This window comes from Kitasatospora sp. NPDC015121 (assembly GCF_055562955.1).
Genome location: NZ_JBVHEH010000018.1, coordinates 158,325 through 172,550 on the forward strand (window position 1 = coordinate 158,325; position 14,226 = coordinate 172,550).

12 protein-coding genes and 2 pseudogenes are annotated in these 14,226 nt (G+C 74.2%); 7 read left to right on the forward strand and 7 right to left on the reverse strand.

All coding sequences use genetic code 11. The features are described from left to right. Positions 1-15: 15 nt before the first annotated feature. The 4 genes and pseudogenes from ACZ3J7_RS26725 to ACZ3J7_RS26740 all read right to left on the reverse strand — a co-directional run bounded on the left by ACZ3J7_RS26725 (position 16) and on the right by ACZ3J7_RS26740 (position 3,481). On the reverse strand, positions 16-141 hold the full coding sequence (locus ACZ3J7_RS26725; protein ID WP_465625510.1) for a hypothetical protein: 126 nt from the start codon (positions 139-141) through the stop codon (positions 16-18). A gap of 106 nt (positions 142-247) precedes the next feature. Next, a pseudogene (locus ACZ3J7_RS26730) lies at positions 248-621 on the reverse strand (IS30 family transposase); the annotation flags it as partial. Between the two features lie 38 nt (positions 622-659). Beyond that, on the reverse strand, positions 660-1,892 hold the full coding sequence (locus tag ACZ3J7_RS26735) for a hypothetical protein (RefSeq protein ID WP_465625486.1): 1,233 nt from the start codon (positions 1,890-1,892) through the stop codon (positions 660-662). 848 nt (positions 1,893-2,740) lie between these two features. Continuing rightward, the gene (locus tag ACZ3J7_RS26740; protein ID WP_465625506.1) at positions 2,741-3,481 is read right to left on the reverse strand and encodes a glutamate-cysteine ligase family protein; all 741 of its coding nucleotides are present in this window, start codon (positions 3,479-3,481) and stop codon (positions 2,741-2,743) included. An 834-nt stretch (positions 3,482-4,315) separates the two neighbouring features. On the opposite strand from ACZ3J7_RS26740, the gene ACZ3J7_RS26745 reads away from it, so the two are divergent. The 4 genes from ACZ3J7_RS26745 to ACZ3J7_RS26760 all read left to right on the forward strand — a co-directional run bounded on the left by ACZ3J7_RS26745 (position 4,316) and on the right by ACZ3J7_RS26760 (position 7,956). Beyond that, a complete protein-coding gene (locus ACZ3J7_RS26745; RefSeq protein WP_465625488.1) occupies positions 4,316-5,533 on the forward strand; it encodes a cytochrome P450 in 1,218 nt (405 codons plus the stop codon). A 61-nt stretch (positions 5,534-5,594) separates the two neighbouring features. Beyond that, on the forward strand, positions 5,595-6,545 hold the full coding sequence (locus ACZ3J7_RS26750) for a cucumopine synthase-related protein (protein WP_465625489.1): 951 nt from the start codon (positions 5,595-5,597) through the stop codon (positions 6,543-6,545). Between the two features lie 4 nt (positions 6,546-6,549). Then, on the forward strand, positions 6,550-7,269 hold the full coding sequence (locus ACZ3J7_RS26755) for an SDR family NAD(P)-dependent oxidoreductase (RefSeq protein WP_465625491.1): 720 nt from the start codon (positions 6,550-6,552) through the stop codon (positions 7,267-7,269). A gap of 150 nt (positions 7,270-7,419) precedes the next feature. After that, positions 7,420-7,956: a hypothetical protein gene (locus ACZ3J7_RS26760; protein ID WP_465625493.1), complete on the forward strand. Its 537-nt coding sequence runs from the start codon at positions 7,420-7,422 to the stop codon at positions 7,954-7,956. Positions 7,957-8,065: 109 nt separating this feature from the next. Here ACZ3J7_RS26760 and ACZ3J7_RS26765 read toward each other — a convergent pair whose 3' ends face one another. Then, positions 8,066-8,779, reverse strand: coding sequence for an HAD family hydrolase (locus tag ACZ3J7_RS26765; RefSeq protein WP_465625494.1), 714 nt, complete (start codon positions 8,777-8,779; stop codon positions 8,066-8,068). Positions 8,780-8,783: 4 nt separating this feature from the next. Next, positions 8,784-10,217, reverse strand: coding sequence for an IMP dehydrogenase (locus tag ACZ3J7_RS26770; protein ID WP_465625496.1), 1,434 nt, complete (start codon positions 10,215-10,217; stop codon positions 8,784-8,786). A gap of 1,060 nt (positions 10,218-11,277) precedes the next feature. Here ACZ3J7_RS26770 and ACZ3J7_RS26775 point away from each other — a divergent pair. The 3 genes from ACZ3J7_RS26775 (at position 11,278) to ACZ3J7_RS26785 (ending at position 14,079) form a co-directional block, all read left to right on the forward strand. Continuing rightward, entirely contained in the window at positions 11,278-11,526 is a 249-nt protein-coding gene (locus ACZ3J7_RS26775; RefSeq protein ID WP_465625498.1) for a hypothetical protein, read from the forward strand. Further along, positions 11,523-12,065, forward strand: a complete 543-nt coding sequence (locus ACZ3J7_RS26780) for a hypothetical protein (RefSeq protein ID WP_465625499.1) — start codon at positions 11,523-11,525, stop codon at positions 12,063-12,065. The genes ACZ3J7_RS26775 and ACZ3J7_RS26780 overlap by 4 nt, the downstream gene beginning before the upstream one ends. Before the next feature lie 682 nt (positions 12,066-12,747). Beyond that, complete coding sequence (locus ACZ3J7_RS26785) at positions 12,748-14,079, forward strand: bifunctional folylpolyglutamate synthase/dihydrofolate synthase (protein ID WP_465625501.1); 1,332 nt, start codon at positions 12,748-12,750, stop codon at positions 14,077-14,079. A gap of 60 nt (positions 14,080-14,139) precedes the next feature. On the opposite strand, the pseudogene ACZ3J7_RS26790 reads toward ACZ3J7_RS26785, so the two are convergent. Further along, positions 14,140-14,226 (reverse strand): annotated as a pseudogene (locus tag ACZ3J7_RS26790) (neutral zinc metalloprotease); the annotation flags it as partial.

A 14,226-nucleotide genomic window follows, 5' to 3' on the forward strand; every position in this document is an offset into this window, starting at 1 on the left:
CGGGCCCCGGTCCGCTCAGGGGCCTTCCCGAGCTCTCCCGAAGGGCAGCGGGCCGCGCAGCGCCTGCTCGATCTGTTCCAGGGAACGGCCTCCGGTCTCCGGCACCTTGCGGGCGGCGAACACGAGGCGGGCGACGTTCACCAGGGCGTGGAAGAGGAACGTCCCGGACCGGCCGGGTCGCAGTAGTGGACCGGGACGCGGTGGCGGCGGTGAAGGAGGCGTGGCCGGCCATCTCGGCGCCCTGGTCCAGGAGCTGCTGGGTGAAGTCCCGCAGCTCGGGGTTCTGGGCGATCTTGCCGGGCTTGGGGCGCGGGCGGCGGTGTTCTGCGCGGCGGTGGGCGGTGTGGGGCCGGTAGGCGGGGCGGGAACCGTCTCCGCGCGGGGACGGGCCGTCGCGGCGCATCCCGCGGCTGACGGTGGGGGACTGCGGCCCGGCTCGGCGGCGATCGTGCGGGTGCTCACGCCTGCGCACAGGCGGTCGGCTGTGTGGATGCGGTCGTCCTCGCGCGGGTGAGGCGACGGGCCGGAAGCCGGTACCTCCGCGTGGACGGGAGGTGCCGGCTTCCGGCCGTTGGGCGGCGAGTGCCACCCGTTGCGCCACCGCCTGCCGGTCCGGATGTCGGTGAGGCCGGGGCTCCGCCTCACTGTTCCGGGAGGGCTCAGCCGCCGCCGTAGGTGGCCTGGGTGACGGCGAAGACGTTGCGGCTGCCCGGGGTCTCCTGCAGGGACCAGAGCAGGTCGGGTTCGGTGGCGTCCTCCCAGTAGGAGATGCTCTCGCCGCCGCCGACCCAGGCGAAGGTGGACGGGCCCGCGGTCGGCGTCCAGTAGTAGAGCTGCTTCTGGCCGGAGGAGTTGAACCACCAGCGGCCGTTGTGCGAGGCGACGCCGTTCAGCTTGTACCAGGGCAGTTGGAGGGCCTGGCTCGCGGTCGTCGTCGCGGCGAAGGTGGTCGCCCCGGAGGCGAACGGGAAGCGGACGGCCCGTGGCGGGCGGTTGGGGTAGTCGGTGCAGCCGGAGCCGGCCGGGCAGGTGTACTCCGTCATCACGATCGACTTGCTGACCCGGTCGAGCGAGATCGTCGACCACGCCAGCTTGTCGGTGCCGGCGGCCTGCGCGGTGAGGGTGCCGACCTGCGGCAGCACGTACGCGTAGTTGTGCGCGTAGTAGACCGAGCCGGACCGGCCGATCTGGTCGGCGGTGCCGCCGGTGTCGGTGTTCAGGATCTTGCGCATGTCGAAGACCCGCATGCCGACCCCGGTGTCGGCGACGTACAGGTAGTCGCCGTACCAGGACACGCCGCCCGCGTGGATCGGGATGTCCTTGAAGCTCGGTGCCGCGGTGGTACCGGTCGGTTCGACCAGCAGGATCTTGCGGTACTTGTTGGGGTACGTGGCGTCCCAGTCGGCCAGGGTGATCCGGCTGCGCTCGTGCTGCTTGCTGCCGCAGGCGTCCTTGGTGTACCAGCTGACCAGCACGAGCTGGTGGCCGTCGTAGTTGCCGCTGTTCGCGGTGCCGACCGCGTCCCGGCTGGTGGTGATGCCCTGGGGGTAGCTCTGGCAGTCGGAGTCGTCGCCGTCGTCGAAGCGGAAGCCGGTGGACAGTCCGGCGACCGAGAAGCCGGAGGTCATGCCCTGCCGGTCGTGGTTGGCGTTGTCCATCACCGTGTGGACGGGGGAGGTCCCGAGCGTCGAGACCAGGGCCGAGTTGAGCGCGTCGAACTGGTGGTAGTCGGCGCTGAGCGTGTACGCGGACGCGTTCAGCACGGTCGGTGCCGCGGCGGCGGCCGACGCGGCCGGCGTCCCGGCCAGCGCGCCGGTGACGAGCAGACCGGCCGCGAGCGCCGCCCGCAGGGTCGTTCTGACGTGGTGGATCATCAGGTCGTGCCCCTCCAAGCCCCAAGGGTCATTTCATGGAAGTGGATCAACGGCCGCTCACGCTAGGCGCATTGTGGGCATGTCCGCAACACCCGTGGCCCCCTGACCCGGGCGTGTCGCCAACGGCCGGAATTCGACCGGGCCCACCACGAACCACCCGCACGGCGCCCTGCTGGTACGCACCCGCAGCATGTCCGGAGCGTAGCGGCGGGCGAGCACGCCGGCGAACGCGGCCGCGCCCCGGATCCCACCGTTGGGATCGGGGCGGGTGCCATCCCAGGTGTGCTCGGCGGCGGTGAACTCGACCGCCGTGTCGGCCACTTCGAAGGGCGACAGGGGACGGCACGTTTCGGCGGCGACGGCACGGATGCGGCCGTTGCACTTGCCGACCCGTTCGGCGAAGGCGAAGCCCTCCCCCCGCCCGTCACCGCCCCGAGCGCGGCGTAGCGGACGGGAGTCGGGCCTCGTCCGACCGTACGGCGCAACGGAGTTGGGTCGACGGAGGGGACGGAGCCCGGGCGGTCATGCGTTCGGCCGGGGGGGGCGCGGTGGGCGGGGCTGATCTGCCGGCCGTGAGCAACCTGGGCCGGCGGCGTGGTCGCTAAGCCCCGGGCGCGGAGGCGCCGCCGCGCCGCGGCGACCGGGCTGCCGGCGACCGCGGCCCTGCTGTACGACGACTGGCTGTTGCAGTTCCTCCTGCCCACCGGACTCGACCAGCAGCCCCAGGTGGTGCGTACTGCCGTCAGCGCTCTCCCTCGCCTCCGCCGGTGCACTCGTCCGCTCCCTCCCCGTCCCGGAAAGAGCCGCTCCGCGGGCGGCCGCCGCGCTCGCCGCGGGATGAACCGGCCCGGCGGCGGGCTCCCGGGTCAGACGCGGTGGGCGGCGACGTGGCGGGCGGGGTCGGTGCGCAGGTCGCCGTGCCAGCGTTCCAGGTGCTGGTGGGCGAAGGTGCGGCCGGTGGCGGCGATCTCGTCCAGCGGGTCGAGGTACGCCGGGACGTGCGGGGGTTCCAGTCCGGCGGTGACGCGGGCCTCCAGGCCGGTGCGGGCGAGGCGGAGCAGTTCGACGGCCAGCGGGCGGACGGGGGTGTCACCGAAGCGGGTGTCCAGGCCCCGGGCGGGTAGTTCGGCGCGGGCCGCGCGGTGTTCCTCGGCGCTCCGGTCGCGGGTCAACTCCCAGGCGGCTTCGCGGGATTCGGGGTGGTAGCTGAGGCCGGTCCAGAGCGCGGGCAGGGCGGCGAGGTGGGGTGCGGGCGGGCCGTCGGCGGCGCGCAGTTCCAGGGTGCGGCGCACCCTGGTGTCGGTCCACAGCTGGGAGAGGTGGGCGGCCCAGTGCGCGGCGGTGGGCCCGGTGCCGTCGTCCAGGCCGTCGCGCAGCAGGTCGGCGAAGGTGCCGCCGGGGGCGCGGTGGTAGCGGCCGTCGGCGGTGCGGTAGTGGATGAGCGGGATGCCGAGCGCCCAGTCGACGATGTCGTCGGCGCTGACGTCGGCGCGCAGCGCGGGCGGCAGCAGGCCGGTGCGGCGCGGGTCGGCGCGCTGCCACGCCCAGCTGCGCTGGGACAGCAGGCCGCACGGACGGCCTTCCAGGAGTGGGGAGTTGACGAGCAGGACGGGGCCGCCGGCCCGTCACCGGTCGACCGCCACCAGAGCGGCAGCGAACACCACCTGACCAGCGACGGCGGCGGCGTCCCGCTCCATCTGGTCACCACCGCCGCCAACGCCAACGACGCCACCCGGACCCTCGCCCTGGTCGACGGCGTCCCACCGGCCGCCGACCCGGGCAGGTCACCTCCCCGCACCCACTCCGACTCCCTGCTCCCCGCAGCCCGGGGAGCGTTCCCGCAGGACGGGAGGACGGCTGATCGCCGGTCGGCGCCCCGGGCCTCGTTGTCCGCCCCCACGTCACCGCCCCGGCCACCGAGCCCCCGCCCGCACCTGCGCCCGGTCGCAGGGCGCGAGCGCCGCGTCGTCCTGATCGGACTGGCGCTCACCGGAACCAGTACGAGAGCGGCTCCTTAACGCCCTCGTAGAACTTAGCGAGGATCCGGCCCCGGACCGCTGGTCACCGGCCGCTGGAGGAGTGACCATGGGAACGTCCTTCCGGTCGCGACGAACGGCGAGCACCACATCGGGCCTCCTGGGCACCCGCGCGACGGGCGGATCCACCCGACCCGGCCGACCCCGCGGCTCCCGGCCCGTGCGCGGGGGCTTCTTGCGGCACCCGGGAATTCAGCACCCGTCTCGATCGCGGGGGTCAGTTGAACAGCACCACCGAACACCCTCCGCTCGGAGAAGCGCGCAGGCGGCGGGAGGGTTCCATTCCGCCGTCGACAGCGAACGACGGAGCCGTCAGCACGGACGGGAAGGCGAGCGGGTACCCGGCGCACCACTGGTGGACGACGGCTCGCTCGGCTCCGTCCCCTATCCTCGACGGGATCATTCATGCGCCAGGAGACGACAGGTGGTCAGGCGGACCGCGATGAGCGGTGCCCGGTCCGCCACCTGTCCGACGACCCCGGGTCCCTGATCGACCCCTACCCGGTGCTGGAACGCCTGCGGACCGTCGGACCGGTCGTCCGCGTGCGGTTGTACGAACGGTTCGACGTCTGGTGGGTCACCACGTACGCGGCCGCCGTCGCCGCCTTGAGCGCCCCCGAACTCGCCAGCGACCAACGGCACGTCCATCCGGACCTGGCCGCGCACGTGTCGCCCATGCGCCTGGGCCTGATCGACAAGGACCCGCCCGACCACACCAGGCTGCGCGCCGAAGTCCTGCGTGCCTCCTCCGGCGGCACCCTGCCGGCCTTCCGTCGGCACGCCGCGGACCGGTGCGCGGAACTCGTCGATGCCCTGGCCCCCGGGAGCACCACCGACCTCCTATCCGACCTGATCGAGCCGCTGGTCGACGAGACCACCACGGCGTTCCTCGGCCTCCCGGACCAGGCCGACACCGCACTGCGCGCCCACGCCGACCACCTCCTGCGCCCGATGACGAGCGCCGGCGCGCGGGCCGGGATCACCGAAGCGCGCCTGACACTGCGTCGGCACGTCCGCACCGCACCGCTGTCGGGGTCCGGCGATCAGAGCGCCCCGGGCCTGCGCGGTGACACGCCGTCGGACGAGTGGGCCGACGTCCTGCTGCAGATGTACGGGGCCGGGCGCCGGAGCACCGCCGACTTCCTCGCCACGCTGCTGCTGGGCGTGCTCTCCCGGGACGGCTGGTCGGCGTACTGCCGCACACCGCGGAACCGTCGGCTGGTCACCGACGAGTACCTGCGGTTCGACGGCCCGATCGTGCGCGGGGTGTGGCGCTTCGCCCGCACCGACACCGTCCTGGCAGGCGTCCCGATCGCGACGGGCGACATCGTGATCGTCTCGCTCGCCCTGGCCGACCGCGACCCCGCCGTCTTTGCCGACCCCGCGCGCCTCGACCTGGAGCGCACCCCCAACCGCCACCTCCAGTTCGGCCACGGAGCCCATCGCTGCGTCGGCGTGCCACTCGTGTACGCCCTGGCCGACACCCTGCTCTCCACCCTCGCCCTCCGGTTCCCCGGCGCGCGCACCTCCGATGACGACCCCGCCCAGCGCTCCGGCCGTGCCAGCGTCTTCCGGGGCCCCTCCCGGGTCCTGGCCGCCCTCGGCCCCCGACACCTGCTCTGACCGACACGCCGGAGCTCCGGCCCGCCCGCCGGCCCCGGCCCCGCCTCCCCGGGAGGAAGCCGTGAAACGCGTGGACATCGCCTGGCCCGCGCTCGATGCGAAGGTCACCGCGATCCTCACCGAAGACCTCAACCCCGAACTCGCCAGTGTCTGGTGGGACATGCTCCCCTACCGCAGCGTCCAGAGCCACGCCGTCGTGGCCGACGGCCACTTCTACCACCTGGCCCCCGGCTCCGAACCCGTCCACGCACCGCACCGGACCCCCGAGGACCGCAGCCTCGCCCCCGACGGCAGTGTGTACCTCTCCCGCCTCCAACACCTGCTGATCAAGTACGCGCCGCTCCTCGAACCCACCGTCTGCGCCCGCGTCGCCCGCGTTCCCGAGGAGGACCTCGCGACCCTGCGCCAGGTCGCCGAACGATCCTGGGAATCGGTCTACCGCACCAAGCGGGTCCTCGAAGTGCGCGTCACCCGCCACGGCGAGCCCGCCGACCACTGGCGGCTGCCCCGCCAGCCCGGCGTCACCGACCCCGACGCCCAAGCCCTGCTCGACGACCTCCACGCGCACACCGAACGCGCCTGGCTGACCCCACCCCCCGACCTCCTCGCCCTGCACCGCGGAGACGTCCCGCTCGGCAGCCGCGGCCAGTACTTCTCCACCCTGGTCTACGTCAACGGCGAACTGCGTCTGCTCGGCTCCACCACCCTCAACCCGCTCGTCGCCGCCACCTTCGACCCGGACGTCCCCCTCGGCGCGCTGCGCACGCTGCTGCCCCGGCTCACCGCCATGCAGACCGACTTCCTCGGCCACTGCGGCTTCCACGACCTCCACGACCTCGTGCACCGCACCCACCGCGTCCTGCCCGGCCTGCGCACCAAGGAGGAGTTCCGATCGGTGACGGCCGCCCTCGCCCTCTACGTCAACTGCCTGCGCCGCTGGGCCCTGCACTACTTCCCCTGGCGGCACGGGGAGGAACACCGCTTCGCCCCCGTCGCGGACCCGGACCGCTGAGACCGTGGACCTCGGACTCTCCGGCCGCTGCTACCTGCTCACCGGTGCGAGCAGCGGACTCGGCTTCGCCGCCGCGCGGGCTCTGGTGGACGACGGCGCCAAGGTCGTGCTGTGCGCACGCGACCCCGACCGCCTGCACCGGGCCGTCGACCAGCTGCCCCCTGGGCACGCGGCGGGCGTGGCCGCCGACCTGCTGGACCCGGCCACGCCCGACCTACTTGTCCGAACCGCCCACCGGGTCTTCGGCCGACTCGACGGAGGCCTGCTCGGCACCGGGAGCAGTGGCCGCGGCACCGTCCTGGACGCCACCGACCAGGACTGGCGCACCCACTTCGAACTCCTGTTCCTCGCGGTGCTGCGGTGCGCCAGGACCGTTGCCCCCGCACTCCCCGCCGACGGCGCCCTCGGCCTGCTCCTGTCCACCTCCGCCAGAGCCCCGCTCCCCGGCTTCGCCCTCTCCACCGGACTGCGCCCCGGCCTGGCCATGGCCGCCCGCAGCCTCGCCGCCGAACTGGGCCCCCGCGGCATCCGCGTCCTGTCCCTGCTCCCCGGCCGCTTCCCCACCGAAGGGGCGCCCCTCGGGCCCGGCGAGAGCCCCGCGGCCACCGCCCTGCGCCGCCACGGCCGTCCCGAGGAGTTCGGCCGCACCGCCGCCTTCTGCCTCTCACCCGCCGCGAGCTACCTGACCGGCACCGAGATCGTCATCGACGGCGGAAAACCCTGACCCCCTCCGTTGCCCCCTGACCCACCCGCGCCGAAGGACCCGGTCCCCGGCGACACCCGGTACCGAGCCGACCGGGCGTCAGGACGCCCCGTCCCCGTTCCCGTCGGCTTTCGCCCGTCGTGTTCCTCCCCCCTCGAAGAGAAGGTCAAGATGACACTCCTGCCGCGTACAGCAGTCGCCTCCTCGCTCGCCGTCGGCCTGGTGGCAGGCGTGCTGAGCGTCTCCACGACCGCTCATGCCTCGCCGGTGGACATCACCTGCGCGGTAGGAAGCCAGACCGCCTCCTACAGCCCGGCGATGACCAACACCACGCAGCCCACGTCGGCGAGCATCACGGAGAACTACAGCTGCACGTCGCTGTCGACCGGAGTGAGCAGCGGAAGCACCAGCGCCGTCTTCGCCGAGGACGCCGGGTGCCTGCTCACCGCCCAGCCCGCGCACACCGCGGTGACCACCTACACGTGGAACACCTCGGCCACCTCGACGATCACCTTCGGCGTGAGCAACGTGGTCCGTGCCGTCGACGGCACCACGACCGTCACCTCGCTCGGCACCGTCACCGCCGGCCTCGGCCAGGGAAGCGAGGCCACTCGGGTCATCGTGCTGCCCGCGCTCAGCCTGACGGCCTGCGCCGGCGCCGGCGTGTCCTCCCAGACGGGCACGGCAACCCTGTCGATCCTGCCCTGAGCCCGCCCGGCGGCCCCGCCCCGCTTCCGACGTGCTCGGGAGCGGGGCGGGGCCGCCGAGAGGGGGCCGAGCGTCGCGGGTGGCCGCGTGGAGCACGGTCGTCGTCGGTTCAGCCGACTGCGGGAAGCCGCACGATCGCCCTCAGCGCTTCCAGCTCCCGCAGGCTTCCGAGGACGTGCACCGCACCGGCGCGCTCCAGTTCGGCCCGGTCGTGCACGCCGGTGGCCACGCCCACGGCCGTCGCACCGGCTTCGCGGGCCGCCCGCACGTCCTCGGGCGTGTCCCCGATGACCGCGGGGACCGCCCACGCACCCGTCACGTCGGCGCCGGGGTCCTCGGCGCGCCGGATCGCGAGACGCACCAAATCGCCGCGCCGGGCGGCTTCGTCGCCGAAGGCGCTGGCCTCCAGGCGGATCCGGCCGTCGAGGCCGAACGCCGACAGTTTGGCGACCGCGGCGGTCCGCGAGTTGCCGGTCACCACGGCGGACACCGTCCCCGGCTCGGCGGCCACGGCCGCGAGCGCCTCGTCGGCTCCCGGCATCAACCGTCCGTACCGCGCGGTGTGCGCCCGCACCGTGGCAGCCTCGGCCCGCACGGCGCGCAGGAACGCGGGCGTGTGCCGGTCCGCGTCGAGGACTCCGTTGTGCCGGAGGAGATCAGGGACCACCGCGGCCTCGCACCTGCCCGCCATCACCACCTGCGCTTCCAGGGGGCGTCCGAACAGGGCCCGGAACGCGCGGGCGAAGGCGAGGTGCGTGGCGCCGGACGCGTCCACCAGGGTGTAGTCGACGTCCCACAGGACCAGGCGGCGGGTCGGTCGCACCGCGTCACCAGCCGTGGGGGAGGGCGGCGCCCTCGGCGTATCCGGCGCCGGACTGCAGGCCGATCACGGCCCGCTCGTGGAGCTCGGCGAGCGAGGTGGCCCCCGCGTAGGTGCAGCCGCTGCGCAGTCCGGCCGCGATGCGGTCGACGACGTCCTCCAGGCCCGGCCGTTCCGGGTCGATCCCGAGCCGGCTCGTGCTCAGGCCCTCGTCGAAGTAGGAGGCCAGTTCGCGCTCCAGCGGCTCCATGTGCGCGGACCGGTCGGCCACGGCCTTCCTCGACGCGATGCCGAAGGACTCCTTGTACGCCTCCCCCGTGACACCGCGGAGCAGTGGCGGCGGGCTCTCCAGGGTGCGGGCGAACCACGAGCCCACCATGACGGAGGACGCGCCCGCGGCCAGGGCCAGCACCACGTCACGCGGGTGGCGCACCCCGCCGTCGGACCACACCGTCCGCCCCAGGGCACGGGCGGCTTCGGCGCACTCCTGGACGGCGGTGAACTGCGGCCGGCCCACGCCGGTCATCATCCGGGTCGTGCACATCGCGCCTCCACCCAGGCCGACCTTGACGACGTCGGCCCCCGCGCCGATGAGGGCCTCCGTGGCCTCCCCGGTGACGGCGACACCGGCAACGAGGACGCGGTCGCCGATGCGTTCGCGCAGGCGTGCCACCACCTCGCGGGCGGGCGCCTGGGCGGCGTGCGGGGTGTGCAGGACCACCACGTCGGCGCCGTGGGCCACACAGCGCTCCGCCCGCCCCACCGCGTCACCGCTCATGCCGACCGCCACGGCGGTGAGCAGCCTGCCGGAGCCGTCCAGGGCGGGCGCGAACACCAGGGACCGCACCATCCCGCGCGGGGTGGCGATGGTGCCCGGGTGGCCGGGCCGGTCCACGAGGGCGACGTCGGCCCCCCGCTCGGTCAGGAACGCGAAGGCGTCCCGGGGCGCGGTACCGGGGTCGAGGACAGGGGTGTCGACGGCGAGGCCCCCCAGCCGCTCGTGGCCCTGCGCCGCCCGCAGCCGGCCGGCGGGCACCGTTCCCACCGCGTGTGCCGAGCCGTCGGTCACCACGGTGAAGCCGTGCCCGTGGGCATTGGCCAGGTGCCGCACGTCCGCGGCCCGGGTGTCGGCGCCCACGGCCGGGGCCGTCTGCCACAACGGGTGCGCGGCCTTGACCGAGTCGATGCACTCCCGCACGTCGCGCTCGGCCAGGTCGTGGGAGAGGACCGCCACCCCACCGCGCCGGGCCAGCGTCTCGGCCGTGCGCCGACCGGTCACCGCCAGCATGTCGGAGGCCACCAGCGGCAGGGTGGTGGGCAGCGGGTCGGTGGGGGTGATGTCCACCGACTGCCGGGAGCCCCCCGTGTAGTCCTGGGGCAACAGGAACACATCGGCGAAGGTCAGTTCGTACGGCGGGTTCTCACCGCTGATGAAGCGCATCTTCTTCTCCTGTTCGCAGGACCTGGTGCCGTGCGACGCTGCGCGTTGACGGCCTTTGCGCCCCGCGCCGGCCGGAGGCGCGGCTGCGACGCGAGACCGGCCTCTCGGCGGGTCCGCTGCGACCGGTGCGGCCGGCGGGACTGTCGCACGCGGTGAGGTCGGCGTTGACGAAGACGTCGGCGACGACCGGGGAGTCGCCGTTGAAGGCGCCGGAGGACGGCTGCTCCGGGACCGCGCAGACCACGTTCTGGGGGTGTCGGCCAGTCCGGGTGTGTAGGTGGTGGTGCCGGTACCGGCGCACGTGACGGCCGGTCTGGTCTGCGGGTCACCGCCCCCGCGCTGCGGCGGGAAGTCGGCCCACGTCTCGCGGACGGCGGGGGGCTCGGCCGCGACCTGCTCGACGGGGCTCCGGCGCCCCGGGAGGAAGCAGGAGGAGCGGGACGGGACCTCGGCTGCTCGTACCTTCCCATACTGACCCGTCGAGGATCCGCCGACCAGGGGACCGGGACGGGCTCTCGTTCAGTTTCACGCCTGCGTTAAAAAAACGGTGACGGGCCGCCTCCCGACCGGAGCGGGACGTTTCCGGACAATGCCACGGGGCGGTGCGCCGGAAAGGATTCTCGCGTCCTTCCCGGTCGTTGCCGAACACGCCGGAGAACGGGCCCACAGAAATACCAACCGTCCTTCCAGGCACATCTCTTTCGTCCTGAATTCCTCCTGTACTTGTGCGCTCGGGGGCTGCCAGGCTTCGGAGACCTTCCCGCAGTACCGCGGACGGGGAACCTCTCGCCCCGGCACGCAGTCCGAGGAGTCGGTCCGTGAATACGCTTCGAAACGTGGCAGGCGTCGCGGCCCCGGGAGCCGTGTGCGCGCTCGGGCCGCTGGGCGCCGGGGCCGGCTCGCCCGGCCTCCGCGTCGCCGTCGGCACGACCGTGCTGTCCGCACGGTACGACGAGAGCATCAACAACCCTCCCGTCCGTGCACGACGGCACGCTCCACGCTGAGGGGAACCCGGGTCCTCACCTGGGACGACGGGCAGACGAACACGCTCTCCCCCTCCGTGACCCTCACCGTCGTCGACGGCACCGGCACGTCCGCCCGCAGCGGAACGATCACCGCCGGCCGCTTCTCCGGCCACCGGGCCGAACAGGCCGCCCTCTTCCGCATCCTCGACCCCACCGCCTGCGCCGCCGGGCCGGGCACCCCCGACACAACGCCGTGGTGGCCGGACGCGCTGCGGTGCCCGGAGAACACGCCACCCGGAACGCCCGCCCCCTATCGGACAACCAGGAAAGGAACTCCGCGATGAGACGTCACACCGTCATCGGCGGCCTGCTCGGCGCACTCGCCCTGGCCGCGGCCACGATCACAGCCGGGCCGCCCGCCCAGGCAGCGGCAGGGGACGTCCTCTGCACGGCGCCGAGCAACGACTCCTCCTCCTACTCACCGCCCCTGGGTCTGACACCCGCCGCCACGACGGTGACCATCACCCGGGACCTGAACACCTGTACCTCGGTGAGTGTGCCGGCCGTCAACTCGGCCCCCGTGACGGTCCACCAGGTGACCATCCCCTCCTACTCCTGCCTCACCCTCCTCAATTCCGCCCCCACCACCATCAGCTTCACCTGGAACAACGGCGCCACCACCGTCGTCACCGGAACCAGGACCGTCAACCTCGCCGGAGCCGCACTCACCACCACCGTGACGGGCACGGTCACCTCCGGCCTGTTCACGGGCGACACCGCCGTGTACCAGCTCGTCGCCCCCTCGGCCGACGTCCTCGCGTGCACCCTCGGCCTGGGAACGGTCTCCCGGATCGACAGCATCGCCACCCTCACCATCGACTGACCCCGCAACAGGCCGAGGGCACGTCGACGAAGGACTCCGACCCCGGGACCGGAGAAAGCACAGGGAGGAAACGCCCGGCGAAGCGCCACGAGGCGGCAACAGGTCGTACGCCCTCGGCGGGCGGCTGCCCGGGTGAACACCACGAGGTCTCCCGGGGTGACCCGCAGCGTGAGGACGCGTTCGCGGATGACGGGGTCGATTTCCCGGAACAGCCCGCGGCTTCGCGAGGCCGCGCGCCAATGGCAGGCCGAGGGGAGGTCCTGCGCCGGGCAGCAGCCTCTTTCGCGCGGGAGGGGAAGTGAGGGCCCGCCGCTGGGACTTCCCCTCCGCCCACGCCGCCAGCCCGGCGTCCAGCGGCCGTGCTGAGGTCCTGGGCGTCGCCAGTTCCGGCTGCCACGCCTGGCGGGCCGGTGCCGGGCGCGTGCCGGGCGCACTGGTTCCAGGTGGTCCTGACGGTGCTCGAACTCGCCCTGCCGCCGGTCTGCTTCCGGCTGGCCGACGCGGAGGAACGGGCGCTCGCGGGGCGCGGCCGAGCCCTGCCCGGACGGCGGCGGGTGCGGCACGAAGGCGGGTCGGCGGGGAGAGCGCGCAGGCGGAGCGCCGGGGCCGGGGCCGCCAGGCGTGGCCCGTCCGGGTGGTCGTGGTCGTTGTCGCCCCGCTCCGCCGGGGGGTCGGTGGGAGCATGGCCCCCGTGGACTACCAGCAGTGCGCGGAACACCTCGCCGGGCTGTACGGACTCGACCCCGCCGAGCGGGTGGCCCGGCGGCGGAACCTCCCCGGTGTGCTCACCGGGCTCGGCCGCCCGCAGGACGGGCTGCGCGGGGCCATGGTGATCGGGACCAACGGGAAGGGTTCCACCGCCGCCTTCGCGGTCTCGGCGCTGTCCGCGTCCGGGGAGCGGGTCGGCAGCATGCCGAGTCCGCACCTGCAGGAGCCGCGGGAGCGGATCCGGGTCGGCGGACGGCCGATCGGCCGGGACGCGTACGCGGCGGCCTACCGCGAGGTGCTGGCGGTGATCGGGGAGCACCGGCTGCCGCTGGGCGCCGCCGCCATGTGCACCGCGGTCGCCGCCGCGCACTTCCGCCGGGCCGGGGTGACCCGGGTGGTGGCCGAGGCGAGCATCGGGGGGCGCGGCGCGGCGGTCCGCTTCCTGGACCTCGACGTCAAGGTGATCACCAGCATCGGCCTGGACCACGCCGGGATCCTCGGCGACACCCTGGAGCGGATCGCCGCCGCCAAGGCCGGTGCGGTGCGCGACGGCGAGCACCTCGTCCTCGGCCGCCTGTCCTCGCGGGCGCAGGCCGGCGTCGAGGAGGTGCTGGCCGGGCGCAGCGGTCTGACGCGCTGGCAGGTCGACCGGGAGGTCCGCTACACCGACCGGTCCGACGGTCTCCTGGACGTCACCACCCCGCTCGGCGGGCACCGCGCCCTGCCCTGCCCGCTGCCCGGCGCCCACCAGCACCACAACCTGGCCCTGGGCCTGGCCACCGCCGCCGCGCTCGCCGACCGCGGCCACGTCCGCCCGCCGTCCGACGGACCGCTGCGTTCGGCCCTGGCCGCCACCCGTTGGCCCGGCCGCCTCGAACTGCTCGCCGAGGCCAGGCTGGACGGCTGGCGCGGCCGGGTGCTGCTGGACGGCGCCACCAACCCGCAGGGCATGGCCACCGTGGTGCCCGAGATCGAACGCCTCGCCACGGCCGTCCCCGGCGGCCCGTCGACCGCCGTCGTCTTCGCCGCGATGCGCGACAAGGACGTTCCGGAGATGCTCGCCCCGCTGCCCGTGCCGTGGCCGCTGGTGCTCACCCGGACCGGCTCCCCCGACGCGGCCGACCCCGACGCGCTGCGCACCCAGGTGCCCGCCCTCCGGCGGGACCGCGCCCACACTGCCCCCGACACCGGCGCCGCGCTGCGCCGGGCGGCCGAACTGGTGGGCCCCGGCGGGCTGATCGTGGTGCTCGGCTCGCTCCGCCTGGTGGGCGAGAGCCGGACCGCGCTGGGCCTCGCCCCGGCGTGAGCGCGCCGGTGCCGCCCCCCGGTGCGCCGGGCACCGGGGGGCGGCTCGGGTGGGGGTGGGTCAGCCGGTCTGGACGGCGGTGTCGTCGATCACGAAGGAGGTCTGCAGCGAGGCGTCCTCGACCGCGTTGAACTTCACCGTGACGGT